Annotated in this window: 27 protein-coding genes; 14 read left to right on the top strand and 13 right to left on the bottom strand. The window is 70.0% G+C overall.

Annotated features, from left to right (window positions below; all coding sequences use genetic code 11):
- Window positions 1-66: 66 nt before the first annotated feature.
- The gene (locus ACLJK8_RS14705; RefSeq protein ID WP_413151059.1) at window positions 67-678 is read right to left on the bottom strand and encodes a hypothetical protein; all 612 of its coding nucleotides are present in this window, start codon (window positions 676-678) and stop codon (window positions 67-69) included.
- A 252-nt stretch (window positions 679-930) separates the two neighbouring features.
- Here ACLJK8_RS14705 and ACLJK8_RS14700 point away from each other — a divergent pair, with 252 nt between their 5' ends.
- Both ACLJK8_RS14700 and chrA read left to right on the top strand, forming a co-directional pair.
- On the top strand, window positions 931-1752 hold the full coding sequence (locus ACLJK8_RS14700; RefSeq protein ID WP_413151058.1) for a chromate resistance protein ChrB domain-containing protein: 822 nt from the start codon (window positions 931-933) through the stop codon (window positions 1750-1752).
- Complete coding sequence (gene chrA, locus ACLJK8_RS14695) at window positions 1752-3119, top strand: chromate efflux transporter (RefSeq protein WP_413151057.1); 1368 nt, start codon at window positions 1752-1754, stop codon at window positions 3117-3119. Before ACLJK8_RS14700 ends, chrA begins: the two co-directional genes overlap by 1 nt.
- Window positions 3120-3333: 214 nt before the next feature.
- Here the strand turns inward: chrA and ACLJK8_RS14690 are convergent, their stop codons facing one another.
- From ACLJK8_RS14690 to ACLJK8_RS14675, 4 genes are all read right to left on the bottom strand, one after another.
- Entirely contained in the window at window positions 3334-3984 is a 651-nt protein-coding gene (locus ACLJK8_RS14690; protein WP_413151056.1) for an ArdC family protein, read from the bottom strand.
- A gap of 480 nt (window positions 3985-4464) precedes the next feature.
- Window positions 4465-4686 carry a hypothetical protein gene (locus tag ACLJK8_RS14685; protein ID WP_413151055.1) on the bottom strand — a complete coding sequence of 74 codons (222 nt, stop codon included), beginning with the start codon at window positions 4684-4686 and terminating at the stop codon, window positions 4465-4467.
- Window positions 4687-5240: 554 nt separating this feature from the next.
- Window positions 5241-5474, bottom strand: a complete 234-nt coding sequence (locus ACLJK8_RS14680) for an excalibur calcium-binding domain-containing protein (RefSeq protein ID WP_413151054.1) — start codon at window positions 5472-5474, stop codon at window positions 5241-5243.
- Complete coding sequence (locus ACLJK8_RS14675) at window positions 5422-5949, bottom strand: thermonuclease family protein (protein WP_413151053.1); 528 nt, start codon at window positions 5947-5949, stop codon at window positions 5422-5424. The genes ACLJK8_RS14680 and ACLJK8_RS14675 overlap by 53 nt, the downstream gene beginning before the upstream one ends.
- Before the next feature lie 349 nt (window positions 5950-6298).
- Here ACLJK8_RS14675 and ACLJK8_RS14670 point away from each other — a divergent pair, with 349 nt between their 5' ends.
- The 10 genes from ACLJK8_RS14670 to ACLJK8_RS14625 all read left to right on the top strand — a co-directional run bounded on the left by ACLJK8_RS14670 (window position 6299) and on the right by ACLJK8_RS14625 (window position 17731).
- Window positions 6299-7375 carry an IS110 family transposase gene (locus tag ACLJK8_RS14670; protein ID WP_413151052.1) on the top strand — a complete coding sequence of 359 codons (1077 nt, stop codon included), beginning with the start codon at window positions 6299-6301 and terminating at the stop codon, window positions 7373-7375.
- 118 nt (window positions 7376-7493) lie between these two features.
- Window positions 7494-7769: a hypothetical protein gene (locus tag ACLJK8_RS14665; RefSeq protein WP_413151051.1), complete on the top strand. Its 276-nt coding sequence runs from the start codon at window positions 7494-7496 to the stop codon at window positions 7767-7769.
- 429 nt (window positions 7770-8198) lie between these two features.
- Window positions 8199-9248: an AraC family transcriptional regulator gene (locus tag ACLJK8_RS14660; protein ID WP_413151050.1), complete on the top strand. Its 1050-nt coding sequence runs from the start codon at window positions 8199-8201 to the stop codon at window positions 9246-9248.
- A gap of 273 nt (window positions 9249-9521) precedes the next feature.
- Entirely contained in the window at window positions 9522-9887 is a 366-nt protein-coding gene (locus tag ACLJK8_RS14655; protein WP_413151049.1) for a DoxX family protein, read from the top strand.
- Between the two features lie 25 nt (window positions 9888-9912).
- The gene (locus ACLJK8_RS14650; RefSeq protein WP_413151047.1) at window positions 9913-10134 is read left to right on the top strand and encodes a rubredoxin; all 222 of its coding nucleotides are present in this window, start codon (window positions 9913-9915) and stop codon (window positions 10132-10134) included.
- A 15-nt stretch (window positions 10135-10149) separates the two neighbouring features.
- Window positions 10150-10956: a pirin family protein gene (locus ACLJK8_RS14645; protein WP_413151046.1), complete on the top strand. Its 807-nt coding sequence runs from the start codon at window positions 10150-10152 to the stop codon at window positions 10954-10956.
- Entirely contained in the window at window positions 10937-11107 is a 171-nt protein-coding gene (locus ACLJK8_RS14640) for a hypothetical protein (RefSeq protein ID WP_413151045.1), read from the top strand. Before ACLJK8_RS14645 ends, ACLJK8_RS14640 begins: the two co-directional genes overlap by 20 nt.
- 1 nt (window position 11108) lies before the next feature.
- Complete coding sequence (locus tag ACLJK8_RS14635; protein ID WP_413151043.1) at window positions 11109-11669, top strand: tautomerase family protein; 561 nt, start codon at window positions 11109-11111, stop codon at window positions 11667-11669.
- 117 nt (window positions 11670-11786) lie between these two features.
- Window positions 11787-12989: a hypothetical protein gene (locus tag ACLJK8_RS14630; protein WP_413151042.1), complete on the top strand. Its 1203-nt coding sequence runs from the start codon at window positions 11787-11789 to the stop codon at window positions 12987-12989.
- Between the two features lie 2 nt (window positions 12990-12991).
- A complete protein-coding gene (locus ACLJK8_RS14625; protein WP_413151041.1) occupies window positions 12992-17731 on the top strand; it encodes a hypothetical protein in 4740 nt (1579 codons plus the stop codon).
- A 387-nt stretch (window positions 17732-18118) separates the two neighbouring features.
- Here ACLJK8_RS14625 and ACLJK8_RS14620 read toward each other — a convergent pair whose 3' ends face one another.
- The 5 genes from ACLJK8_RS14620 to ACLJK8_RS14600 all read right to left on the bottom strand — a co-directional run bounded on the left by ACLJK8_RS14620 (window position 18119) and on the right by ACLJK8_RS14600 (window position 21022).
- The gene (locus ACLJK8_RS14620; RefSeq protein ID WP_413151040.1) at window positions 18119-19441 is read right to left on the bottom strand and encodes a DUF4942 domain-containing protein; all 1323 of its coding nucleotides are present in this window, start codon (window positions 19439-19441) and stop codon (window positions 18119-18121) included.
- A gap of 14 nt (window positions 19442-19455) precedes the next feature.
- Entirely contained in the window at window positions 19456-19722 is a 267-nt protein-coding gene (locus tag ACLJK8_RS14615; RefSeq protein WP_413151039.1) for a hypothetical protein, read from the bottom strand.
- A gap of 474 nt (window positions 19723-20196) precedes the next feature.
- On the bottom strand, window positions 20197-20391 hold the full coding sequence (locus ACLJK8_RS14610) for a hypothetical protein (protein WP_413151037.1): 195 nt from the start codon (window positions 20389-20391) through the stop codon (window positions 20197-20199).
- Between the two features lie 2 nt (window positions 20392-20393).
- Window positions 20394-20759, bottom strand: a complete 366-nt coding sequence (locus tag ACLJK8_RS14605) for a hypothetical protein (RefSeq protein ID WP_413151035.1) — start codon at window positions 20757-20759, stop codon at window positions 20394-20396.
- Window positions 20760-20809: 50 nt separating this feature from the next.
- Window positions 20810-21022: a hypothetical protein gene (locus tag ACLJK8_RS14600; RefSeq protein WP_413151034.1), complete on the bottom strand. Its 213-nt coding sequence runs from the start codon at window positions 21020-21022 to the stop codon at window positions 20810-20812.
- A gap of 511 nt (window positions 21023-21533) precedes the next feature.
- Between ACLJK8_RS14600 and ACLJK8_RS14595 the strand changes: the two genes are divergently transcribed.
- A complete protein-coding gene (locus ACLJK8_RS14595; protein ID WP_413151033.1) occupies window positions 21534-22484 on the top strand; it encodes an SOS response-associated peptidase in 951 nt (316 codons plus the stop codon).
- Between the two features lie 6 nt (window positions 22485-22490).
- On the opposite strand, the gene ACLJK8_RS14590 is transcribed toward ACLJK8_RS14595, so the two are convergent.
- The 3 genes from ACLJK8_RS14590 to ACLJK8_RS14580 all read right to left on the bottom strand — a co-directional run bounded on the left by ACLJK8_RS14590 (window position 22491) and on the right by ACLJK8_RS14580 (window position 23565).
- On the bottom strand, window positions 22491-22811 hold the full coding sequence (locus ACLJK8_RS14590; RefSeq protein ID WP_413151032.1) for a type II toxin-antitoxin system RelE/ParE family toxin: 321 nt from the start codon (window positions 22809-22811) through the stop codon (window positions 22491-22493).
- Window positions 22811-23056 (bottom strand): type II toxin-antitoxin system ParD family antitoxin, encoded by a 246-nt coding sequence (locus ACLJK8_RS14585; RefSeq protein WP_413151031.1) that lies wholly within the window; start codon window positions 23054-23056, stop codon window positions 22811-22813. The genes ACLJK8_RS14590 and ACLJK8_RS14585 overlap by 1 nt, the downstream gene beginning before the upstream one ends.
- A 242-nt stretch (window positions 23057-23298) precedes the next feature.
- Window positions 23299-23565 carry a type II toxin-antitoxin system RelE/ParE family toxin gene (locus ACLJK8_RS14580; protein ID WP_413151060.1) on the bottom strand — a complete coding sequence of 89 codons (267 nt, stop codon included), beginning with the start codon at window positions 23563-23565 and terminating at the stop codon, window positions 23299-23301.
- 584 nt (window positions 23566-24149) lie between these two features.
- Here ACLJK8_RS14580 and ACLJK8_RS14575 point away from each other — a divergent pair.
- Entirely contained in the window at window positions 24150-24377 is a 228-nt protein-coding gene (locus tag ACLJK8_RS14575) for a hypothetical protein (RefSeq protein ID WP_413151061.1), read from the top strand.
- Window positions 24378-24395 lie beyond the last annotated feature (18 nt).

Genomic DNA, 24395 nt, shown 5'->3' with positions numbered 1-24395 from the left:
CTGTCCCTCCTGCGTTCAATGCAGAAGGGAAATAGGTGGCCGGATTTTACTCCGCCCGCGGCCGGACTATCCCGCCGCTACCGTGGCCGGTTTTTGCACCGCCGCTCTCATCGCGAACAGATACTGGCAGAAGCTGCGCAGATGCGTGGCCGGCGTCTTGTCGCGGAACGGGCGCTTGCGCGTCAGAAGGTGTTCCATGAACGCCACGACATCCCCGACGTTCAGCGCCGGCAGATCGAGCATATTGTCGCCGAAGCGATGATCGAGAAAGCGATCTGCGAACCGGAGCACATGATAGATCGTGCGCGGGCTGAGACCACGCTGCCGGATGAGATAGGTTTCAAAGTTGCTCAGCAACTCTGTGCGCTCGGCCTGCGCAGGTGTCAGCGGCGGTCGTGTCGCCACGCCGATTTCAATCAGATGCGCGACGAACAGCCTGGCAAGATTGGGAACCTTGATCTGGCTCTGCGGTGTCGCTGGCAATCGCCGTCCCAATTCGACAGCAAGATCTGGCGTCAACGCCGACGGTGCAATGGCCTCGTCATCGAGCAGGCGACCGAAGCGTCGAAGCAAATAACGATAATTTTTCAGCGTATCCGGCTTGTAGTTTCTGGACGCAAGGCTTTCTTCGAATGCTGCGAGATACTGATCAAGGCATGTATGATCGGATTTTTCCATTTCTGTGCTCCATGTTGATGAAGCAAAGAACTTCGCGCCAAATCCCCGCTTTGTGACCAGTCGATCTTCATCCGAGGGCATGCGCGGCCAAGACAATATTTCCACGTCACCTCTTCAACGCTGACCCGCATATAGAGTTCTTGACGTGGCTACCCGATCTTTCGTATCTAAAATTATGGGGATTGCGAGCTCCCCACGAGGCGCCAGCCGAAGATCGCGTTCCTGTTCAACCCCGGCGACGGAGGAACGCACATGCCTGCGCCCAATGCCATTTCATCCGACAAGCTTGCCCGTATCATCGGGACCCCACGCGCACCGCTCCTGCTAGACGTGCGGTCCGAGGACGATTTCGCTTCTGATCCGCGATTGCTCCCCGGTGCGACCCGGATCGACGACCAGGCGCTTACCGCCCTCGCGCCACAGCTCGGCGGCCAGCCTTCGATCGCCGTTTGTCAGGCCGGTCACCGGCGCAGTCAGGGCACTGCCGCCTGGCTTCGCGCCGAGGGCTGCGCCTCGGAGTATCTAGACGGCGGGTTCGAGGCCTGGCGCTCGGCCGGGCTGCCGCTGATCGATCCGGCGAAGCTGCCCGCGCGCGACGCGCAGGGCCGCACCATCTGGGTCACGCGCTCGCGCCCCAAGATTGACCGCATCGCGTGCCCGTGGCTGATCAGGCGGTTTCTGGATCCCCGCGCCATCATCCTGTTCGTGGCGCCCGCCGAGGTAGTCGGCGTCTCCGAACGCTACAACGCCGCGCCGTTCGACATCGAGGACGTGTTCTGGAGCCATCGGGGCGAGCTCTGCACCTTCGACGTAATGCTGGCCGAGTTCGGCCTGACCATTCCGGCGCTCGACCGACTTGCAGCCATCGTGCGCGGCGCCGATACCGCCCGGCTCGACCTTGCACCCGAGGCGGCCGGTTTGCTTGCCGCTTCGCTCGGCTTGTCGCGGATGTATTCCGACGATCTGGAACAACTTGAGGCCGGGATGCTCCTCTATGACGCCTTTTATCGGTGGGCACGGGACGCGACCGACGAGACCCATAATTGGCCCACCAACAAGCCGAAGGCAGACTGATGCAGGACCGCGCATATCCAACCCTTGCTTCGGCCACCCGCATCTGGGCTCGCATTGGCCTGCTGAGTTTTGGCGGCCCAGCAGGACAGATCGCGCTCATGCACCGCATCCTCGTCGAAGAGCAGCGCTGGCTGGGCGAGAAGCGGTTCATTCACGCGCTCAACTACTGCATGCTGCTGCCGGGACCGGAAGCCATGCAACTCGCCGTCTATATCGGCTGGCTGATGCATCGCACCCTCGGCGGCATCATCGCGGGCGTCCTCTTCGTGCTGCCCGGCGTCGCGGCGATCATGGCGCTGAGCTGGATCTATGCGCTTTACGGCAATGTCGGGCCAGTCGAGGCGCTGTTCTTCGGGCTCAAGGCGGCGGTGCTCGCGATCGTCGTGCAGGCGGTCATCCGCATCGGCTCGCGTGCCCTGAAGAATGGCGCGATGGTCGCCATCGCCGCCGCCTCCTTCGTGGCCATCTTCGGCTTCGCCATTCCCTTCCCGCTCATCATCCTCGTTGCCGGCCTGATCGGTTTTTTTGGCGCACGTGCGGGTCTGCCAGCATTCCATGGTGGCGGCGGGCACGGCAAGGTGGGTAGCGTCCAGGTCGATGACGCCGATACCCTGCTGGGCGAAGAGTCGCCGGATCACACGCGGGTCAACCGGGCTTGGGCGTTCCGCATATCGGCAGTGTTCCTCCTGCTCTGGCTGGCTCCTGTCGCCCTGCTGTTCGCCGTGTTCGGTCCGGCCAATGTCTTTGCCCAGATCGCGGGCTTCTTCAGCGTCATGGCTGTGATGACCTTCGGCGGCGCCTATGCGGTGCTGGCCTATGTCGCCCAAGAGGCGGTGCAGAACTACGGCTGGCTCGCTCCAGGCGAGATGCTGGACGGGCTCGGCATGGCCGAGACCACGCCCGGGCCACTTATCATGGTGACGCAGTTCGTGGGCTTCATGGGAGCCTTTCGCGATGCGGGCAGCATATCGCCCTTGATGGCGGGAACGCTGGGCGGGCTGCTGACGACATGGGTGACGTTCACACCCTGCTTCCTCTGGATATTCCTAGGTGCCCCGTTCATCGAGCGCTTGCGAGACAACAAAGTGCTGACAGCAGCCCTGACCGCGATCACGGCCGCCGTCGTGGGTGTGATCATGAATCTTGCGGTCTGGTTCGGTCTGCATGTTGTTTTCGATGAGGTGCAGACGATCACGTCTTTCGGCCTCGACCTCGATGTGCCCGTCTGGTCCACACTGAACCTGTCTGCTGGGGCCTTGGTGCTGGCCGCGCTTGTCGCGGTGTTCCGCTTCAAGCTCGGCCCAGTGACGGTTCTCGCCGGGTGCGCAGCTGCTGGTCTGGTTCTTGGGATGGCAAACCTTGCATAACGGTGATCCGCTCTCGCGATCCAAGCGAGGGCCAATGACGCCGTCGCGAGATCGATAAAGGTTTCAACGCCGCCGTTCGCGAAAGCCGCATTCGGAAAACCGGATCGCGACCGCGCTACCCCAACTGGAATCCTCAGCGTACCTTGAGCTTCATTAGGGCGACAGATTATGCCGGGCGCAAAGACGCCCATCTCATGTATTTTCAGCAGAGTACCTACGAAGTCGGCATAATCCGACTTACGGCATAATGCGTCGCTTCGTGGGCCAGGGTCGCGTAGTAGGCGCCGGCGGACTCGAAGGTGCCGACCGGCGGCATGTGGATGCGATCGGCCACCGGGTTGTAGTAGGCGCGCGGGTCGGCGCTGGTCTCGACGATTGCGCCGGTTGCCGCGAAGAAGGCCTCCAGCTCGGCGTCAGGCTCGGTGCCGAGGTCACGGGCCGGCTCCGGCCGGCAGTAGTAACTCTCCGCCAGCCCGTCGATCTGGTCGGCGTTAAAGACGTGGTAGAGCTTGGTGAACATCACCTTGCGGGTGGCGGCATCCTCGCTCGCCGGCTCGGCCTTGTCGGTGTCGAAGGTGCCGAACTTGATCACCGGCGCCGACTTCTCGCCCTTCCTGACTTGGGCCCCCAGCTCCTGCGCCTGCCGATAGGTGAACCAGTGCGGCGAGGCGTAGCCCTTGGCGTCGGCCTCGAGCCAGAGCAGGATGACGTTGATCCCACGGTAGGGCTCGCCACGGGCCCGCAGCGGAAAGGCCGCACCGCCCCGATCTCCGGTCCACGGCTTCCGCCACGGCGGCGTGCCCGCCTTGATCGCCGCGATGATGCGGTCCGTCACTTCCTGCTGCGCGTCAAACTTGCCGGTCATGTCCGTCTCCTTCGTGGTGGAGCGGTCGGGGTCTTCTGCCCTCGGCCCGCCGTCTGGGCGGCGCCTCCCGGTCGACCGACCGGAAATGCTCTCCGCATTTCCCGGGTGGGCAGAGCGGGGAGGGCGCTGCCCGACCCGCGGCCGGGCGAGCGCGGGTCAACCGGGCGGAGAAGCCCCGTTGGCGCGGCCCGCAGCCGCAGGCGAGGACACGGGTGGGGCGGCGGAGCCGGCGGTCCTGGCCGCCGCTTGCCGGTTGACGCGCGGGCGCCCGGATGCTGGGCGGACGTCTTGGATGGCAAAGTCGTCAGGGCGGGGGTGAGCGGGCTTCGGCCCGTCGATCCCCCGGCCTGGCCGGAGATCATCACGATCGCCTTGGCGATCTCAGCCGTTATGCCGTATCGGCGTTCTGCCGCTTTGCCGTGTATCCGCACCGTCGCACAGCGAAGGAGAGGGCGGCCGGTCAGCCGCCCTCCCGGTCCGTCAGGACTGCGTCACCTCGTCCGAGGCTGGGTCGTCTTCCGGCCGGGGCGGAAAGCCGACGAACTCGGTGACGGCGACGGGAAAGTCGAGCTTCACCGAGAGGAAGACCTCGCCGGTCTCGCGGCGGGCGTTCTCGAAGATCGCGCCGACGCGGCGGAAGCGGGTCTCGGTCTGGCCGTTGCGCTCGAAGGTGTAGGGGACGGTAAGAACGTAGCGGGTCATGTCAGCCTCCGTTGTTTCGGTGACGACCGGCCGGCGGATCGGAAGAGGGCAGGGGGCAGCCGCGAATGCGGAGGGTCCGCGAAGCGGAAGCCGTATTCGTGGTTGCCGGCGCGTCCGCGCCGGGCACGCCCTGGCCGCGATCCGCGAGAGTGTCATCGCTGCGAAACAGGAGGCTGACCGTGGCTCGGTCTACGGCCTGCATTCTCCGGCTGAAGGCGCCATCGGCATCGCCGAGGAATCCGTCGTCACAGGCACCGTCGAGCACGCCGTCCGGAGCCAAGAGGCGAACCATCGCGCCCGATCGACCAACCCGGCGTCAGCCCACTCGAAGACTCTTCGCACCGGCTGGCCGGACCCCCAAGGTGACGTTGAGCACCGGACCGGACGACTGGATCCGGCCGACGTTTCGACCATGCGCACTCGGGGCAGGGCAGGGGGCTCGCGCGAGGGATCGTCACCCGAATGGGCCGAGACGGCTTGCCGGCTCGGGGAGGCCGGCACGGCCGAGTAGAGCCCGGTCCCGGCCGTCGCCGGGACGCGCCCTGGTGTAGCTGTCAGGGCAAGGTTTCGCAGGCGACCCCGTCATGATCGCGATCGAGCCGATAGGGGTCTCCCGGACCGGCATCCTCGTAGACCCGCTGCGCCTCGGCCTGCGTCGAGAAATCGCCGCAATCGTAGTCTCTTGCCGCCCCCCAGCTCCCCGGGCCGGATCCTAGGGCATCCCGGTGCAACCGCTCAATGCCGGCCTCGCGCCTTCGCCAATGCGCCCGGCGATAGTTCCACGGCATCTCGAACCGGGTCGACCAGATCCCGAGCCCTGCCGCCTTCGCTCACCCTCGGCCACGACGTACCGCTTCGAATACTTCCGGTAGGCCACCGCCTGACCGGCTGCGGCCATTCCTCGTTGAGGTTCACGTCGCCAAGCCAGCAGGTCGCGATGTCCCGCCCGTAGCGATCGACGTCGTGCGGAACGCACCGCACCGTCCCGTGCCCGATCAGATCGGCGAGGAAAAGCGCCGACCTCTGTCCGCAGCGCTCCTTCCGGCCTTCGCGAAGACAGAGCTGCGCCGACTCCGGCGCGTCGATCCCGTCGAGGCGGATCCGCCGATCGTGGATCTCGAGAGTGTCGTCGTCGATCACGCTGGCGACTCCGATGATCTCGGCGTCGCGGCGCACCGCCTCGGTCGCGCCCGCCGGCAGACCAAGCGTCAGCATGATGCTGACCGCCGTCAACGCCTGTGCCACGAACTCGATGATGCGCACTGCCGCTTCCTCGCCATTCTGTCTCCGCCGATCCTCGCCGGCGATCCCCTAACAAGCGGTGCGCGCGGCCGGAGCGGGACCCGGGCGGCGGCGAGCGGGCCAAAAGCCCGTCGAGCCGCCGCCCGCCAGCAAACCCCTCGATCGCCACCGGCGATCTCCGCAGCCCACGCGCCGGGTTTCCGCCGGCATCGCGGGTGGATGTCGAAGCCGGGGGGCCGTCTGCCCCCCGGCACCCCCCGAGGATTATGTGTTGGCCATTGCCTCCGACGACGGCGACGCCGACGTTGGGGGCGGTCGGCGCTTCGGAGGGCCATCCTAAGCGCTGGTGGCGGGCGGGCCTCCCCGAGGAATGACCCGAGCGGTCGAAAAATATCTCGCCACCCGCCACCTGCATCCGGCCATCCGAACGGTAGAAGGGCCCTCGCGGCCGGACATAATCGAGGATCAGGACGACTTGATGGACGGCGACTTCAAAGAGACGAGCAGGGATCAGATCATTGCCTTCGAGGTATCAAAGGCAAGTTTGACAGTGCATGTACTCCCCGACGATCGGCAGACCGTGATCGTCAATACCGAATCGGCAATCACTGCCTTGCTCAAGAAGCTGACGGGCGAGCGATCCGCCTTCGTCATCTGTGAGGCTTCGGGAGGGTACGAGCGCCAGCTCCTGCTCTGCTGCGTCGCGCTGGACCTGCCTGTCCACCGTGCGCACGGGTCGCGAACCCGAAGCTTCGCCAAGTACCTTGGCTTGTCCGCCAAAACCGACGCCATCGACGCGAGGATGCTCGCGCTCTTCGCGCAGCGCTCCGATGATCTCCGCCTTTGGGAGCCGCCCAGCCCCGAGACCCTCGAGCTGCGCGCATTGCGCCGTCGGCGTGACGACCTCGCCCAGATGGTTCGGATCGAGAAGAACCGGATCGAGCATGCCCATATCGAGGCGATCATCCTGTCCCTGAATCGCCACGTGCTCATTCTGAGCGAGGAAATCGCGGAGCTGGATGCCAGGATTGCGGCGCTGATCTCGGCGACGCCGACGTTTCGTCACAAGTCCGGCCTGATGCAGTCCATCAAAGGCATCGGCGCCGCCACGGCCGCGGCGTGTCTGGCCTACGTGCCCGAACTGGGATCGCTGACGAAAGGAGAAGCGGCTGCGATCGTCGGACTCGCCCCGCACGCCCAGGACTCAGGGAAGACGCAAGGTCAGCGAAGGATTACGGGAGGGCGAAGGGAGGTCCGAGCGAACCTCTACATGGCCGCGCTGAGCGCGTTGCGCTGGGATCCGGGGATGAAGGCGTTCGCGGCACGGCTCAAAGCAGCCGGAAAGCCCTCCAAGGTCGTCATCGCCGCAGTCATGCGGAAGCTCATCGTGATCCTGAACGCCGTGCTGAAGACCGGTGAGCCGGCAAGGGGGGCGCGGTCCTGTTAAAAGTATCCTTTCGGTGCCCGTCGAGGCCGTGAACCTAGGACCCTAAGGCATCGGTCGGCCCTGAGCGGCCGTTCGTGCAAGGGGTGGGATCTCGCTTTGCCTCACCGAAAAGCAGCCGTTGCTGGCCACCCCTGTCCCGAAGCGGCGCTTCCTATCCGAGGACGAGAGCGCCGTGGAGGAGCAGGCGGGCGGCGACCCGGGCGGTCGTCCCGCGGCGGTGGATGCGCCAGGTCCCGTGCCACCAGCAGCGCGGCGGCACAAGGTGCAGCAGGTCCCGGCCGGGCGGCACAGCGACCTGCACCACGGGCTCGGCAAGGACCCGTCCGACGAGGCGGGAGGCCAGTGCGGCCGCAACGGCGAGATGATCGAGGTCCGCTCCCGTATGGGGCTGTGACGCACCGGGCCAGGGAGCGAAGCTGAGGTCAGCGACCGCCGAGGCCGGGCCGAGGAGGATCGCCGTTCCAAGGCCCGCCGAACCGGCGCCGAGGGCATGGAGGGTCGGCGCGAGGCGGGCAGGGGCGTCGGGGGCGGTCGGAGGCTCGGTCAGGACGGCGACGAGGCGGCCGCGGGTCAGGACGAGGACAAAGTCCGCCTCGGAGATCCGCGGGAGCGTGGCGCAACGGGTCATGCCAGCCCGGCCGTCGAGGCGGAATCGTGCGTCGGCCTGCGCGCTTCCGCAGAGGTTTTCACGGCTGGATCGATCCTGTAGCTTCGACCCCGGGCGGGGACCTCGCGTCATCTCTAATGCAGGGGGACCGGCGCCGCTTGCTCCCCGCGTCTCAAGTTTGGCGCCGGCGTCTCAGATCGCAGAGGTTCCCCCGGCGTGGAGGACGATCCGCCGCCTTCGATCCCGTCCCTCCGCTTCGACTCGGGCGCGCTCGCGCCAAGCGACCGGCTGGAGGCCTGGCGCGCTGCGATCGCCTCGGTGCACGACACGCGGCCGCATGACAGCCTGTCGCCCGAGGCGGTGGCGGTGCGGACGACGGTCTGGAACCTCGGTCCGGTGGTCGCCGCCCACGGCGGCTACTCGGCGCTGCGCGCGGAGCGCACGCAGAAGGTGATCCGGCGATCGGGCGCGGCCGGCTACAAGCTCCACCTCTCGGTCTCCGGCGGGGTCGTCGGCGTCGAGGCGGGGGAACGGCGGCAGCTGGTCCGGCCGGGCGGGCTGATTGTCACCGACCTCTCCCGGGCGGGCGGGCAGCGATCCGAAGAGGCCAGCGAGACGATCGTGCTCTACCTGTCGCGACCCGAAGTGGAGGCGCTGCTGCCCGGCGCGCCGGACCTGCACGGGCGCGCCGTCGGGGGGCCGCTCGCGGCCCTGCTGCGCGACCAGATGACCGGGCTCGTCCGCGCGCTGGCCGCGCCCGACGCGCCCGCCGCCGCCGCCGCGCCGGCGCTGGCGCGGGCGACGCTGCAGCTTTTCGCGGCGGCCCTGTCGGGGGCCGTCCCCGCGGGCGGCGAGGGGCGCGGCGCGGTCGAGGACGCATTGCGCCGGCGGATCACGGCCTATGTCGAGGCGCATCTGCTCGACCCGGACCTCAGCCAGGAGCGGCTGTGCCGGGCGTTCCACATGAGCCGGGCGACGCTCTACCGGGTGATGCAGCCGCTCGGCGGGGTCGCGGCCTACGCGCAGGCGCGGCGGCTCGCGCGCATCCATGCCGAGCTTCTCGACCCGACGCGGCATCACCACCTCGGCCGGCTCGCCGAGGAGCACGGTTTCGCCAGCCAGAGCCACATGAGCCGGGCCTACAAGGCGCGCTACGGGCTCTCTCCGAGCGAGACGGGCGGCGGCGCCGCGGGCCTGCCCCCGCCCGGCCCGGTCAACGACGAACGCCTCGCCTACGAGCGATGGCTGCGCAGCCTCGGCGGCTGATCCTTCGTTTCCGCGGCATGCAAGGCAGGATCAGCCATCGCAGCCCCCGCGCGGGCCGCCCGGCTTCTCCCGCGTCTCGAGTCCGGTCTGCGCGTCTCAAGCCGCAGGATCGGCCAGCGGAGGAGGCCCGCGCATTCGGGCTATGCGGGCGGGGCTCCGGCCGAAGACTGCGGATTTGAGACGGGCGGAACAGGGTTGAGACGCGGGTGCAAAGCCTTGCGCGCCCCGTTCCGGTAGGACTCGGGGCGCATCCAGTCCAGCCGGGGCCCGCCCATGACCGACATCGCCGCAACGCTCGCCTGCCTGCTGATGGGCGGGATCTTCGTCTTCGCGGGCGTCGACCACTTCCGAAACTTCGCGGCGGTGAAGGCCATGGTCGCGAGCCACGGCTGGCCCGCGGCAGGGCCGCTGCTGGCCGGCGTATCGGCGTTCCAGATCGCCACCGGCCTCTGCCTCGCGCTCGGGCCGCTGCGGCCCTGGGCGGCGCTCGGCCTCGCGGCCTTCACGGTCGCGGCCAGCCTCTCCTTCCTCGCCTTCTGGCGGGCGGAGGGCACCGACCGGATGTGGATGCGCTCGGAGTTCATCGTGAATGTCGGGCTCGTCGGCGGGCTCCTGCTCGCCTTCGCCGTCGGCCTCTGACCCCTGATCCTGAAAGGAACCAGCCATGACCGACCAGCCGCCGTTCCAGAGGCTGATGTGCCTCGGCTGCGGGTTCTCCTACGACGAGGCGCTCGGTCTGCCCGAGCACGGCCTCGCGCCCGGAACCCGCTGGGCCGAGATCCCCGACAGCTGGGTCTGCCCCGATTGCGGCACGCCCAAGCACCTCTTCGAGATGGTCGTGATCGGCTATGCCGAGGGCGGCCCCGATCTTGCGCAGCGCGCCTGACAGGAGGCAACAGCCATGAATTCCTTCGTTCTCCGCGCCGCCGACCGCGGCCACCAGACGCTGCGCTCCGACGGGTCGCGCGCCTCCTACCTCGCCGGGCACCCGGACGGTTTCATCACCCGCGAGTCCAGCTTCAACTTCAACCAGTACCAGAGCGGCCGGCCGGGCTTCGGCCCGATGCGAGTCTTCGGCGACGAGGTCTTCCGCGGCAACGGCGTCGGCTACAACATGCACCCGCACCACAATTTCGCCATCTGCGCCTTCGTGCTCTCGGGCCAGCTCACCCACATCAACACCGCCGGCGGCGGCATGGTCGACAACCTGCAGGCGGGGGACTTCTACGTCTTCTCCGCCGGCTCGGGCGGCAAGCACTGCGAGCTGAGCGTCACCGGCGAGGACACCAACATCATCTACGTCTGGGTGATCCCGGAGCAGCTCTACCTGCCGCCCTCCTACCACCGGGCGCACTTCGACTTCCGCAAGCGGCGCAATCACATCGTCGAACTCGTCGGCCTCGCCGACGGCGCGTTGCCGATGCCGCAGGACTTCCGCACCTCACGGCTCGTCGCCGATGACGGCGGCAGCTTCGACTACGCGCTGAAGACCGCGGGCCACGGCGCCTATGTCTTCGTGCTCGAGGGGTCGGCCCGGATCGGCGACGTGACGCTCGGGCGGCGCGACAGCCTGGGCGTCTGGGAGACCGGCAGCTTCACCATCGAACCCGTCGAGGACGAGACCGACATCCTGATCGTCGAGACCGCGATGATCGACGACGCGCGGATCAAGGAATGGGAGAAGGTCCATGCCGACGCCGACCACTGAACGCGCGGCGACCCCCGCGCCGCTGCCGGCGGTCGTGGCCCTCGCCGCGGCCGAGGCGGAGGTCCAGCCCTGCCCGAACCGGGCGACCTGCAAGTCGCAAACCTGCCGGCGGGCGCTGGCCTTCGCGCCCGCCGCCGAGACGGAGCACTGAGATGCCGATCATGGATGTCCGCTACCCCGCCGGCCGCCTCGACGCGGCCGCCCGCCAGGCGCTGGCCGGGCGGCTGACCGAGGTGATGATCCAGATGGAGGGGGGCGCGAACACCGAGGGCGGCCGCGCCTTCGCCACGGTGCTGCTGACCGAGGTCCCCGCCGGCTTCTGGTTCGTCGGCGGCCGCCCGGACGGAACCCACGTCTCGCCGTCCGGCGCCTTCCTCGTCCATGTCTCGATCCCCGAGGGCTACATGGACCAGCCGACCAAGAGCGGCGTGCAGGCCGACGTGACCGCCGCGATCCTCGCCACCATCGGGGCGGCGCCGGAGGACGGGCACAGCATCCAGGTCATCCTCGACGAGGTGACCGAAGGCAACTGGGCCGCCGGCGGCAGGACCATCAGCCTCGCCAGCATCGCCGACACCGTCGGCCTCTCGAAGTCGGGCGACCGCTTCGCCTGGGTGCGCGACTACTTCGCCGCCAAGGCCCGCGCCTTCGCCGCGGCAGGCTACCCGGCCGGCACCGGCGGCCTCCTGCCCGGTGCAGACGGCCGCGGCTGACGGCCGCCGCCATAGCCCGCAAGTCGAGACGCGCGGACCAAACTTGAGACGCCCGGCGAAGGCCTGCGCCGACGAAGCGCGGTAGAACCCGACCAAACCCGATCCTGGAGAGAAGCCATGCGACCCATGTCCCGGCCGGCCGCCCTCGCGCGCCTGCTCGCAACCTCTGCCCTCGTCTCCGCCGCGGCGGGGTGGCCTGCCTTCGCCGACAGCGGCAATCCTTGCGTCATGCAGGGGCCTGCCTGCATGATCGCGACCGAGGGCGCGGCCGCGGCGCCGGCGAGCGGCACCGGCGCCTCGGGCGGGCCGGGGAACACCGGGCCGGCGATCACTTCGACGCTCGACACGCCGGCGACCTACCAGGACGACGTGGTGACCGGGCCGGGCGGCACCTTCTACTACTCGCCGGTGAACGTCTCCGCCGTCGGCAGCGACGGCGCGGGCGGCAACCGGGGCGACAGCGGCACGAACAACGGCCAGGGCGGCAATGGCGGCCGTGGCGGAGACGGCGGCGCGATCACCTTCACGGTCGCGAGCCCGTCGCACGGGAGCGCCGCCGTCGCCGGCGCTTCGGGCAGCATCGCGAGCGGGTTGACCGTCAACTCGACCGCCGGTGCCGGCGGCGCCAGCGCGCTCGGCGCCGACAACGGCGGCGTGATCGGCGCGGCGGGGACTGGCGGCGACGGCGGCACGCTGACCGTGACGGCCGGCGGCAATTTCGTCTCCGACAACGGGCGCGGCGCCGACATCTGGTCGGTCGGCGGCAACGGCGGCAGCGGGGCGGTAAACGGCGGAACCTCGAACAAGTTCGGCGGCGACGGCGGGCCGGGCGGGGATGGCGGCACGGTCGATGTCATCCTGAACGGCTACTTCCAGGGCCAGACGGCGGGCGTGCACATCGCCTCGATGGGGGGCGGCGGCGGCGGCGGCGGCGCCGGGGAAAGCAGCGGCTCGGGCCAGGGCGGCCAGGGCGGCAACGGGGGCAGCAGCCAGGACGTCAGCGTCACCCTCGCGGCCGGGGGCGAGGTCCACGGCTACGGCATCAACCAGGCCGGCCTCTGGGTCCAGTCGCTCGGCGGCCAGGGCGGCAAGGGCGGCGGCGGCGAGATCGGCGGCACCGGCGGCCAGGGCGGCAACGCCGGGGCGGTGAGCGTCGAGGTGAACGGCCTCGTGCGCACGGCGGTCGGCACGGCCTCGCCGGGCGTGCTGGCGCAGTCGCTCGGCAATGTCGGCGGCAACGGCGGCCACGCGGCGCGGCGGACTGGTCGTTCAACCCGACGAGCGGCGACGGCAACAACGGCGGCACGTCCGACACGGTGACGGTGACGGGGACTGGCGCCGACATCCAGAGCGGCTTCACGGCCGGGGATTCCGACACCGCGCCGGGCGTGCTCGCCCAGTCGATCGGCGGCTCGGGCGGCATCGGGCCGTCGTCGAACGGCTGGTTCGCGGTCGGAGGCGCGGGCGGCGACGGCTCGAACGGCGCGGCCGTCAGCGTGGCGCTCTCCAATTCCAGGGTCGTGACCTTCGGCAACTCGTCCTCCGGGCTCGTCGCCCAGTCTGTCGGCGGCGGCGGCGGGACGGGCGGCGACGCGACCGGCGGCGGGGCGGTGGTCAGCATGGTGATCGGCGGCACCGGCGGCAACGGCGGCGCCGGCTCCGACGCCTATGCGGCCAACCTCGACAACGGCACGATCACCACCGCGGGCGTCCATGCCTCGGGCGTCGCCATGCAGTCGATCGGCGGCGGCGGCGGCGCCGGCGGGTCGGCCTACGGCCAGAGCTACTCGGCCTTCTACGGCGCCTCGATCTCGGTCGGCGGCACGGGGGGCCTGGGCGGCGACGGCGGCACGGTCAACGCGGCCCGGGGCGAGAACAACGCCGGCAGCATCGTGACGACCGGCGCCGAGAGCTTCGGCATCCGCGGCCAGTCGATCGGCGGCGGCGGCGGCGCGGGCGGCGCCTCGACAGCAAAGAGCCAGGTGGAGTCAGGCGGCGACCTCCCCGGCCTGTCGCTCACCCTCTCGACCGGCGGCTCCGGCCGCAGCGGCGGCTCGGGCGACACGGTCTACCTGCAGAATTCGGGCCTCGTCGCCACCTCGGGCAACGGGGCGATCGGCATCGTCGGCCAGTCGATCGGCGGCGGCGGCGGCACCGGCGGCGACGCGAGCGGCGCGTCGACGGCGAATGGCGGCGGCTTCAACTTCCAGGCCGAGGTGACTCACGGCGGCAAGGGCGGCGGCGGCGGCGACGGCGGCGACGTGACGGCGGTGAACAACGGCCTCGTCATCACGACCGGCGAGTCGGCCGACGGGATGCTGGTGCAGTCGATCGGCGGCGGGGGCGGCTCCGGGGGGTCGGGTGACTCGAAGGCCTCGACCAATGTCGAGAAGAGCTTCTCCGCGACGATCACCATGGGCGGCTCGAGCGGCGGCGGCGGCGAGGGGTATGACGCCGTGGCGACGAACAGCGGCTCGATCATCACCCTCGGCGACGGCGCCCACGGCATCGTCGTGCAGACGCTCGGCGGCGGCGGCGGGCGGGGGGGCGGCGCGGCGGCCTCGAACAGCGCGACGGTCACCGCGGGCGTCACCCTCGGCGGCTCGGGCGGCGAAGGCGGCGACACCTTCTACAACGGCTCGAACTCGGGCGTGACCAACTCGGGCACCATCGCGACCTTCGGGGCCGACGCACCCGGCATCCTCGCCCAGTCGATCGGCGGCGGCGGCGGGGCGGGCGGCAAGGGCGCCTCCTCGATGGGCTCGGCCAAGTCGAACGACGACGGCTCGAACGGCGACGACGACGACGTCTCCGACGTGTTCGGCGGCATCGCCAGCACCTATGCCAAGGAGGGCGCGGGCGCGCTCGCCAACTATGCCGGCCTCGGCAACGTGATGAACGTGGTCAACGGCCTCCTCGGCAACGCCAGCGTAACCGGCCTCGGCGACGACGATCCGGTCGATGCACTCGACGACGCGGCCGGCTCGGGCGGCGAGCAGGAAGACGACAACGAGACGACCTCGACCGCCCTCGGCGTCGCCATCGGCGGCTCGGGCGGCAAGGGCGGCGCGGCCGGCTACATGACGGTGACGAACACCGGCACGATCGGGACCATGGGCCACCAGTCCGACGGCATCGTCGTGCAGTCGATCGGCGGCGGCGGCGGCAAGGGCGGCGCGGCCTCGACCGCTTCCTCCTCGGACTTTTCCGGGGTCGTCGTCGTGGGAGGCACCGGCGGCGGGAGCTCGGGCTCGACCTCCAATTCCTCCAACGGCGGCCAGGCCATCGTCCAGAACTCGGGCGAGGTCTACACCGTCGGCGCACTCGCCAACGCCATCGTCGCCCAATCGGTCGGCTCGGGCGGCGGTATCGGCGGCAGCGCCACGCCCACCACGAAGAACAGCAATGGCGACGACAGCATCGGCATCCCGATCGGGCTCGGCGGCTCGGCCGGCGAGACCGGCATCTCCGAGGCGGCGAGCGTGATGAGCTCGGGCGCGCTCGAGACCCGCGGGCACGACAGCTACGGCATCATCGCGCAGTCGGTCTCGGGCGGCGGCGGGATCATCAAGACGCTGGCGACCGACCTCGACAACTACGGCGGCTCGGGCAACGGCGGTTCCGCCGCATTGTCGAAGGACTTCGTCATCGACATGATCCTCGGAAACGGCCGGGACAACACCTCGCGCTTCTCGGGCGCGGCGCTCGTCACCACCACCACGGGCGGCACGATCACCACCTCGGGCGACAACGGCATCGGCATCCTCGCCCAGTCGGTCGCGGGCGGCGGCGGCCTCGCCCTCGGCGGCAAGCCGTTCGGCACGACGGCGCTCGATTTCCTCGGGCGTGGCTCGAAGTCGGGCTACGTCAACCCCGGCAGCTCGACGGACCCCGACTCGAACCAGGGCGTGATCGTCTCCGTCGGCGACGACATCACCACCTCGGGCAAGGGCGGCGTCGGGGTCTTCGCCCAGTCGGTCGGCGGCTCGGGCGGCATCGCCGGCGACATCGGCTGGACGATGCAGAAGACGACCATGGGGCGCAGCGGCAGCTACACCGGCGACGGCGGCGACGTCACGGTCACGGTGGACCAGGGCGCGACGATCACCACCACGAGCGGCGCCGGCAACGCGCCCGGCATCATCGCGCAGTCCGTCGGTGGCGGCGGCGGCTGGATCGCCAACAAGAACGGCGCCTTCGTCGGCTCGGCCGGCGGCAGCGGCACGGGCGGCTCCGTCACCGTCACCGTGAACGGCACGGTGGACGCCCGCGGCCCCGCCTCGGCCGGGATCATCGCCCAGTCGACGGGCGGCGCAGACAACGGCGGATCGGGCGCGGGCGGGACGGTGAACGTCACCGTGAACTCGACCGGCGCGGTCTGGGGCGGTGACGAATTCGGCTCGGACGCGGCGGCGATCTACGTGCTGAACGCGGGCGCGGGCAGCACGGTCCAGAACTACGGCGTGATCAACACCCATGAGTCGAGCGGCGGCTACGCGGTCTACGTGAACGCCGGCAGCGTCGCGGTGACGAACGAGGCGGGCGCCGCCATGACCGGCAACGTCATGGCGTCGAGCTTCACCAACGACGGCACCTACGTGTCCCTCTCCGCCGTCGATCTCGGCGACGGGACGCTGACGAACCGGGGGACGCTCGACCTGACCGCCGGCGCGCGGGCGACGACTCTCACCGGCGATCTCGTCGCCGGATCCCGCAGCCGGCTGGTGATCGGTGCGGATTTTGCCGCCGGCGTGGCCGACCGGCTGGAGGTCTCCGGCACCGCCAGCATCGGCGGTGGCGTCATCGTCCTGCCCGAGACACTGGTCCCGGGCAAGGTCACGGTCCTCACGGCGGGCGCGCTCGACAGGGCCGCCGGGATGGCTGACGCCACCGGCGCCTACCTCTTCGACTTCACGCCGAAGGCGGAGGGCGACGCCCTGACCATCACTCCCTCGGCGGACTTCGCGAAGGGCGCGCTCACGCATGACCGGCGCAGCCTCGCCGGCCATCTCCAGCGGGTCTGGGACGGCGACCGGCCCGAGGCGATGGCGACCGGCTTCGCCGCCCTCGCGGGCGTCGGCGGCGCCGCGGACTACGCCGCCACGCTCGACCGGCTGGCGAGCCGGCAGGTCGGCGCCATCGCCACCACCCGGATGGAGGTCTCGCGCCTTTTCGTCGCCAACATGCAGAGCTGCCCGGTCTTCGACGGCGCGGGCCTGATGCTCGGCGAGACCGACTGCGTCTGGGCCCGCGCGTCCTCTGCCCATCTCGACCATGACGGCGCGAGCGACGCGGCAGGCTTCGACAACGACGCGACGCTCATGCAGTTCGGCGGCCAGCGCCGGCTCGACAACGGCCTCTTCCTGACCGGCGCGGTCGGCTGGGAGGGGAGCCGCCTCCGCGACGACTTCGGCGCCTCCGCCGACGGCGACAGCTGGCTCGCCGGCTTCGGGGTCAAGTACCTCTCCGGGCCGCTCCTCGCCTCCGCGACGGTCGACCTCGGCTTCGGCAGCTTCGACACCGTGCGGAGCGTCACCGTCGGTGGCGAGAGCTTCCGCGCCAAGGGCTCGCCCGACGCCCGCAACGCTGGCCTTCACGCCCGCATCGCCTACGAGCTCCCCTACGACAGCTTCTACCTCCGCCCGCGCCTCGACCTCGACGCGAGTTGGATCAGCCTCGGCGGCTACGACGAGACCGGCGCCGGCGACTTCGGCCTCAGCGTGGACTCGAGCGACGCCTGGGTGCTGTCGGCGACCCCCGCGGTCGAGATCGGCACGCGCTTCGATCTCGGCGACGGAACCGTGCTGCGCCCCTTCGCCAACGCCGGTGTCCGCTTCGCCTCCGGCAACGACTGGACGGTCGATGCGCGCTTCCGCAACGCGCCCGGCAGCGCCGGCGGCTTCTCCTCCGAGGTCGACAATCCGAGCACCGTCGCGACCTTCGGCGCCGGCGTGACGGTCATGAGCAAGGGCAACCTCGACCTGACCGCCGAGTACCAGGGCGCCTACGCCGACGGCTACACGGCCCAGTCCGGCGCCTTCAAGCTGACCTGGCGGTTCTGACGCGGTCGGTAGGTGCGGGCAACCGGCCGGGAAGTCCCGCACACTTTCGGACGCCGCTGCGGAGACGGCGGCGCCACGCAGGCGGTCGGCTTGACGCGTCGACGTGAATGACCGGATCTCGGCGCCGGAGCATCCGGCCGAACGCCCGCGCGAACGACAGCTTTCCGCCCTTTCCGGACAAGCACCGCGGGATATCCGCTCCGGAAATGGAGCATCCCAGAGAAACCTGAGGAAAAGGGCCCGCATGGGCAAAGAGCGTTCCGATATTTGGGGTCTCCACGCTCTTTGCCCATGCTGCCGTTGCGCCCAGACGTTGACCGGGGGAACACGGTAGATATTTGAACGACGAAAATGGGGCAGGGGAGGGACCCCGCCCCGAGGGCGAGCTCAACCGAGCTCGGCAGGCCGGCGCAGCGTCAGGACGCAGGTGTTGACGTTGGTGCCGCTCTCGCTGAAGGCGCCGACGGGCAGGTCTTCCCAGGAGCCGCTCAGGAGGCCGTGGTCATAGCGCGCCGTCGCCGGCAGGATCGCGGTGAGGACGCCGTTTGGATGCAGGTAGCGCAGCGCGTGCTCGACGTGGCGGGCGTAGTGGGTGCCGTAGAAGGGCGGGTTCATCACCACCCTGTCGTAGTCACCGGTTGGCGCCGTCTCGAGGAAGTTCGCGCACTGGACGACGTGTCCCTTCTCCCGGCACTGCGCGGCGCGGGCGGGGTCGACCTCGATGCCGAAGGGATCGGCGCCGGCAGCGCGCAGCGCGTCGAGCAGGCGACCACAGCCGCAGGAGGGTTCGAGCACCCGCTCACCGCCGATGCGGCCGAGTCCTTCGACGATCCGCCGCGCCAGCGGGGCAGGGGTCGGGTAATACTGCAGGTCCCGCGCCACCGCCGTCACGGCGCGCGGCCGACCCGACGCCTCCTCCTCCTCGACATCGGGCAGAACCTCGCCATACCACTCGGCCAGCGCCCGGTTGATGTCGCGGAGCGTCGGCTCCTCGAAGAAAAGATGGCCGTTGCCGTTGGCGAAGCGCCGCAGGCGCACGCCCCGCGCCACGGTGCGGAACGGCTCGCCGTAGCCGGGCCGGATCTCCTTGCCGGCGAGGCAGGCCTCCCCGTCGTCGAGAAGGGCGCGCAGCTCCGGCCAGGTGACGAGCGGCAGGCGCTGATAGGCGAGGGCGTTCAGCACGTCGCGGAGCCGGTCGGTCCCCCACGCGCCATAGTCGCCGACGGATTGCAGGATGACCCGCTTCGGCAGGCCGGCGACGCCGACCTTGACCTTGGAGTGCGAGCGGTAGGCCGGATCCAATCCGCAGAACACTTCGGCGAGGCCGCGGAGGATGTGGTGGCGCGGGTTCAGGAGGTAGTCGCCGAACCGCTCCCGGATCTCCACGAGCGTGAACGCCGGCGGCTTCTCCAGCATCTGCTCGAAGCGGCGCTTGTCGGCGGCCGACGCGATCTCGGCGACGGCAAGGCCCTCGTAGACGTGGCGCCACGCGGATTTCAGGAGGGCGGCCTCCATCGCCCACGGCGCGGGGCCGGAGCTGTCGCGCAGCAGGGGGCCGCCGTAGACGGTCCCGATGCTGGCAGCGGCGGAGAGTTCGGCGACCACGCGGCCGTAGGCGGCGAGCGCTTCGGGGATGCCGGCGCGCTTGGCGTCGTACTCCTCGACGATGTCGGAGAGGCGGCGACGCAGGGCAGGGGCGTGCATGTTCATGGCTCCGCCCTCCCTCAGTGGCACGGCCGCTTGCCGAAGCGCTCCCACGCCTCGCACGAGCCGAGGTCGTCGATGATCTCGGCCTCCCGGCCGAAGCGGGCCTTGTAGGCGGCGAGGAAGGTCTGGGCGTCCTCGTCCTCCTCGAGCCCGAGGTGGTCGCCGTGCCGGTAGCTGTAGGGGGTGATGTCGACCTCGGTGAGCCCGACCGCCGCGAGCTCGTCCGGGGTGACGATGATCCAGCCGTGGTAGGAGCTGGCGAGAAAGGTGAAGTGCGTCCGCATGGGAACCGGTCTCCTTCGTGGTGGAGCGGCCGGGGGTCTCTGCCCTCGATCCGCCGTTCGGGCGGAGCCGCCCCGGTCTGCCGACCGGAAATGCGCCCCGCATTTCCGGGGAAGGCAGAGCGGGGAGGGCGATTGCCCGACCCGCGGCTGGGCGGGCGCGGGTCAACCGGGCGGAGGCGCCCTTGGCGCGGCCCGCAGCCGCAGGCGAGGACACGGGGGCGGCGGAGCCGGCGGCCTTGGCCGCCGCTTGCCGGTTGACGCGCGGTCGCCCGGATGCTGGGCGGACGTCCAAGATGGCGAAGTCGTCAGGCGGGGGTGAGCGGGCCCCGGCCCGTCGATCCCCCGCCTGTCCACAGATCACTGCGATCGCCCATGGCGATCTCCGCTGGCCGGGAACGGAAACCGCCGGCGCGCGGCATGAGGAACTCGGGAAATCAGGAAACGAGGCTCCCGCGTCGGCGGGAGCCCGCGGGGTCAGAGCCGGTACTCGCGGACCAGCTCCTGCTCGCAGTGGTGGAACTCCAGCATCTGCCGGAAGAAGGCATGGCGCTCGGCACGCAGCACCCGCCCGCATCGCGCGGTTGCCGAGAGCAGCCGGCGGGCGGCCCGGATCACCTCCCGGTCGGTCGACCAGACCGGGACGCCGAGACGGCAGTAGGTGCCGAACATCGTCAGCCCTCCGCCTGGCCGGCGAGGCGCCATTCCCGCGCACAGCGCACTGCCGTGCGGATCGCCCGGCGGAAGGTGGCCCGGGCCCACGGCTCGCGGCGATGCTTCTGGTGCCAGTAGGGCAGGTCGCTCATCTCGTCGGCGTGCTTTTGGCGCCAACCCATCTGGCGGATCAGGCTTTTCCGCAGGTGGCTGGTCCAGCGCATGTCCGTGTTGCGGGCGCGGGTGAAGCTCCACTCCTCGCCGTTGTGGACGAGGCGGCGGATGAAGCACGGGAAGCCGCCGTGGCTCTCCCGAAAGGTCCAGGCGTCGTGCCGGATCGAATGATGAAAGGCTTTCCATTCAGCGCGATGCATCGCGATCTCCATCTGTCGGATTGGGATGGAGGGAGGCGCTCGCCCCCCGCCCTCGGGTCCGGTCAGTCGACCGGATGGCCCGCCTCGATCGCGTCGGCGCAGGCGTTGCAGTAGCCGTGGTCCGGCATTCCGCGGAAGGGAGCGCCGCAGCGCGCACAGGTGCGCTCGACCCCGTGCGCCTGCAGAAACCGGACGTAGCCGATCTCCCCGTCCTCGTAGTCCTCGAAGAGCTCGAGCTCGTCGTCGTCCTCGAAGTCGTCGTCATCGATGGCCATCGGCCGGTCTCCTTCGTGGCGGCGCGGCCTTGGGTCTCTGCCCTTCGGTCCGCTTTGGGCGGAGCCGTCCCGATCTGCCGACCGGAAATGCACCCCGCATTTCCCGGGTGGGCAGAGCGGGGAGGGCGACTGCCCGACCCGCGGCCGGGGGAGCGCGGGTCAACCGGGCGGAGACGCCCCGTGGCGCGGCCCGCAGCCGCAGGCGAGGACACGGGTGGGGCGGCGGAGCCGGCGGGCCCTGGCCGCCGCTTGCCGGTTGACGCGCGCTCGCCCGGATGCAGGGCGGACGTCAGGAATGGCGAAGTCGTCAGGGCGGGGGTGAGCGGGCCTCGGCCCGTCGATCCCCCGACCTGGCCATGGATCATCTCGATCGCCGACGGCGATCCCTCACACGACAGCACGCTTGCGCCGCGAGCCGATCCGGAACATTTAAAGAACATGCCCACGCACCTGAGGACTCATGACTCGCCGAAGCACGCCCCAGAGACGCATCGACGACGAAGCGTTCCCGGTGCGGGTCAAACTGTTGGTGCCCGAAGGTGGCTTCGAGCGGCAGTTCGATGACCTCTGCCGCTGGCTCGATCAGGAGGTCGGGCGCGGTGAGTACGCCTTCCATGCCGCGAGCGCGCTCGGGATCACGCGGGACGCGGTCGCGGTCTACTTCCGGGCGCCGGAGACCGCGCACCGGTTCGTCGCGCGCTTCCCCGACCTCTTGCTGGCGGACGGCACCGACTCCGTGGTCTACACCTCCCCCTATCTGCCGTTCGGCCGGCCCCAGGACGAGAAGTCGCCCATGTGCAATCTTTACTCGATGACCCGCTCCCAGGAGGCGATGCGCCGGCTCTTCGCCGGCCTCGAGGAGCGCGCCGGAAACATGCCGCCGTTGCCGGGAATCTACCCGGACTATCCGGCGCCGATCATCCGCAACGCCGGCAAGGGCAGGGAGCTCGTCATGGCGCGCTGGGGAATGCCGACGCCGCCGCAGTACCTTACCGGCAGACAAGTCGACCGCGGCGTCACCAACATCCGGCAGACGAGCTCGTCGCACTGGCGGCCGTGGCTCGGCCCCGAGCACCGCTGCCTCGTGCCCTTCACCAGCTTCGCCGAGAACGAGACGCAGGCGGACGGATCAAAGCCGCCGGTGTGGTTCGCCTTCGACGAGACCCGGCCGCTCGCCTTCTTCGCCGGGCTATGGGCGACCTGGACCAGCACGCGAAAGGTGAAGGAGGGCCCGGTGACGGCGGATCTCTTCGGCTTCCTGACCACGACGCCGAACGCCGAGGTCCGCACCGTCCATCCGAAGGCGATGCCGGCGATCCTGACCGAGCCGGCCGAATGGGAAACCTGGCTCTTGGCGCCGTGGAGCGAGGCGAAGGCACTGCAGCGACCGCTGCCGGACGGCGCCCTGCGGATCGTGCTGCGTGGGGAGAAGGAGGACACCGTCGCGCCGGCGACCCTGTGAGGAGGCCTACTCCTCCGGCGGCGTGCCCGCGCTGAAGAACGTGTCGATGTCGCGGTGGCCCTCCAGGACGTTCACCACCTCCAGCATGTCGTCGCGGTAGCGGAAGAAGATCACGTAGTTGCCGAAGGCGGAGCTGCGGAGGTCGGGTCGAAGTTCGGGGCGGGCCCGGCCGAGCGTGCCGGGCAGCGAGGCCAGCCGGGCGCACTGGCCCTGAAGCCGCTCGGTGAAGGCGAGGCCGATCGCCGCGCTGCCACTCTCGCGGGCGATGTACTCGAGGATCGACAGGAGATCGCGCTCCGCGGCCGCGAGGTAGACGAGGCGCCGCACTACAGTCCTTCGCTCGCCAGCGCCTGCGCCTTCGCCGACAGGGCGGCGCTCACCTCGTCCTGGCTCAGCGCCCCACCCTCGGCGATCGAGGCCTCGATCGTCTGGCGCAGCGCCGCGAGCTTCGCTTCTCGCTCCTCGACCAGGCGGAGGCCCTCGCGCACCACCTCGCTCGCCGAGCCGTAGCGGCCGTCCTGCACGACGCCCTCGACGAACTCTTCCCAGCGCTTCCCGATTGACACGTTCATCGTCAACCTCCTGCTCGGAGCAGCCTATAACACAAAGGGCGCATAAACTGCTATCCCCACACTCTCGCTCGGATCGGAGATAACCTGATAAATCCGGCATACAGCGCTGGAATCCCGCGGATTCCTGATCTACGATTCCCCTTGCGGTACAGCCGGGGACGGCGATGACCGCCGACGGAAATGAGGCAGCCTGTTCCTCCGCGAGGAGGACAGGCTGTCTTCGTTTCGGGATCCGGTTCCCGCTACCGCGGCCATTCCTCGTCGGGCCAGTCGCGGGCGGTGTGGATCACCCGGAGGATCGAGACGATCTCGCGGTCCCCGCGCCGCGTCAGCGCGTAGGCGATGATGTAGCGTAACCCCGTGACCGACTTCTCGTAGGTTCCCGCGACCCGGCCCGGCCGGCCGGTCGCCATTTCGCCGAGCGCGGCGCCGGTGACGCGCAGGCGATCGGCGACGCGCTGCGCCGCAGCCGGGTTGTCGGCGGCGATATAGGCGATCTGGGCCTTCAGGTCGTCGAGGGCGTCTCAGGACCACTCCACCGCTCGCCTCACGGCGCCTCGCTCCCGGCCAGGAAGAGCTCTCCCCCGCGCGGACGCCCTCCGGCAACCGGGTCGCCAGGCCGTTCGAGACCAGCCGCGAGAGGTAGGTGCTGAAGGTGCCGCCAGAGGCGGCGAGGCCGAGCTCCTCGGCGAGGGCCTCGCGGTCGATCGTGGCCGGGTATCGTCCGGCCAGCACCGCCAGCATGCGTCCGGCCCCGCCGGCGCCGACGGCCTCGCACCATCGGCCGACGAGCTCCTCGCTGCTCGGTGGGGGGCCAACCTCGCCGGCGGCGGCTCGACCTGCCTCGTTCACGAAACCAAGTGCCGCCGACATCGGCGCCGAGGTCGCCGCTGGTGCTCAAGCGGGAGACATAGGTCGACCAGGTGCGCCCTTGGCGGAGAGCCCGGCGAGGGTCGCCCACTGGCGCATCGTCGCCGGCCGGCCATGCGCCACCAGCACCCCGAGGAGCGCAGCTCGGCGCCGATCGCCGCCCGGTCCTGGCGGCGGTGAGCTGCATGGCGATCAGGCAGCCGGCCTGGCTCAGGACGTCCTTGTGCAGAACCGCCGGCCGCTGGGTGATCATCAGCACCCGGAAGTCCTGCGCGCGACCGCGACGGACGATCCGGTCCATCTCGTGCAGCACGGTCGTCTGGTCGGGCAGGGGACGCTGCGGCGCGAGTTCGTCGGCCTCGTCGACGACGAGGTGCAGCGCTGCGCGGTTTTCGTGATGGAGACCGGCGAGGAAGGCGCCGTAGAAGCGCCGGGCGCTCGCCCATGGTGAAGCTGCTGGTGTCGACCA

Origin of the sequence: Amaricoccus sp. W119 (assembly GCF_047275745.1) — a bacterium.
Taxonomy (GTDB): Bacteria; Pseudomonadota; Alphaproteobacteria; order Rhodobacterales; family Rhodobacteraceae; genus Amaricoccus.
The sequence above is the reverse complement of the archived record's forward strand: the minus strand, read 5'-3'. Positions and strand labels throughout refer to the sequence as shown.

Coding starts and splice junctions, on each gene's coding strand:
- ACLJK8_RS14705 (WP_413151059.1), bottom strand. CDS start 678: ATGGAAAAATCCGATCATACATGCCTTGATCAGTATCTCGCAGCATTC.
- ACLJK8_RS14700 (WP_413151058.1), top strand. CDS start 931: ATGCCTGCGCCCAATGCCATTTCATCCGACAAGCTTGCCCGTATCATC.
- chrA (WP_413151057.1), top strand. CDS start 1,752: ATGCAGGACCGCGCATATCCAACCCTTGCTTCGGCCACCCGCATCTGG.
- ACLJK8_RS14690 (WP_413151056.1), bottom strand. CDS start 3,984: ATGACCGGCAAGTTTGACGCGCAGCAGGAAGTGACGGACCGCATCATC.
- ACLJK8_RS14685 (WP_413151055.1), bottom strand. CDS start 4,686: ATGACCCGCTACGTTCTTACCGTCCCCTACACCTTCGAGCGCAACGGC.
- ACLJK8_RS14680 (WP_413151054.1), bottom strand. CDS start 5,474: ATGCCGTGGAACTATCGCCGGGCGCATTGGCGAAGGCGCGAGGCCGGC.
- ACLJK8_RS14670 (WP_413151052.1), top strand. CDS start 6,299: ATGACCCGAGCGGTCGAAAAATATCTCGCCACCCGCCACCTGCATCCG.
- ACLJK8_RS14655 (WP_413151049.1), top strand. CDS start 9,522: ATGACCGACATCGCCGCAACGCTCGCCTGCCTGCTGATGGGCGGGATC.
- ACLJK8_RS14650 (WP_413151047.1), top strand. CDS start 9,913: ATGACCGACCAGCCGCCGTTCCAGAGGCTGATGTGCCTCGGCTGCGGG.
- ACLJK8_RS14645 (WP_413151046.1), top strand. CDS start 10,150: ATGAATTCCTTCGTTCTCCGCGCCGCCGACCGCGGCCACCAGACGCTG.
- ACLJK8_RS14640 (WP_413151045.1), top strand. CDS start 10,937: ATGCCGACGCCGACCACTGAACGCGCGGCGACCCCCGCGCCGCTGCCG.
- ACLJK8_RS14635 (WP_413151043.1), top strand. CDS start 11,109: ATGCCGATCATGGATGTCCGCTACCCCGCCGGCCGCCTCGACGCGGCC.
- ACLJK8_RS14630 (WP_413151042.1), top strand. CDS start 11,787: ATGCGACCCATGTCCCGGCCGGCCGCCCTCGCGCGCCTGCTCGCAACC.
- ACLJK8_RS14620 (WP_413151040.1), bottom strand. CDS start 19,441: ATGAACATGCACGCCCCTGCCCTGCGTCGCCGCCTCTCCGACATCGTC.
- ACLJK8_RS14615 (WP_413151039.1), bottom strand. CDS start 19,722: ATGCGGACGCACTTCACCTTTCTCGCCAGCTCCTACCACGGCTGGATC.
- ACLJK8_RS14610 (WP_413151037.1), bottom strand. CDS start 20,391: ATGTTCGGCACCTACTGCCGTCTCGGCGTCCCGGTCTGGTCGACCGAC.
- ACLJK8_RS14605 (WP_413151035.1), bottom strand. CDS start 20,759: ATGGAGATCGCGATGCATCGCGCTGAATGGAAAGCCTTTCATCATTCG.
- ACLJK8_RS14600 (WP_413151034.1), bottom strand. CDS start 21,022: ATGGCCATCGATGACGACGACTTCGAGGACGACGACGAGCTCGAGCTC.
- ACLJK8_RS14585 (WP_413151031.1), bottom strand. CDS start 23,056: ATGAACGTGTCAATCGGGAAGCGCTGGGAAGAGTTCGTCGAGGGCGTC.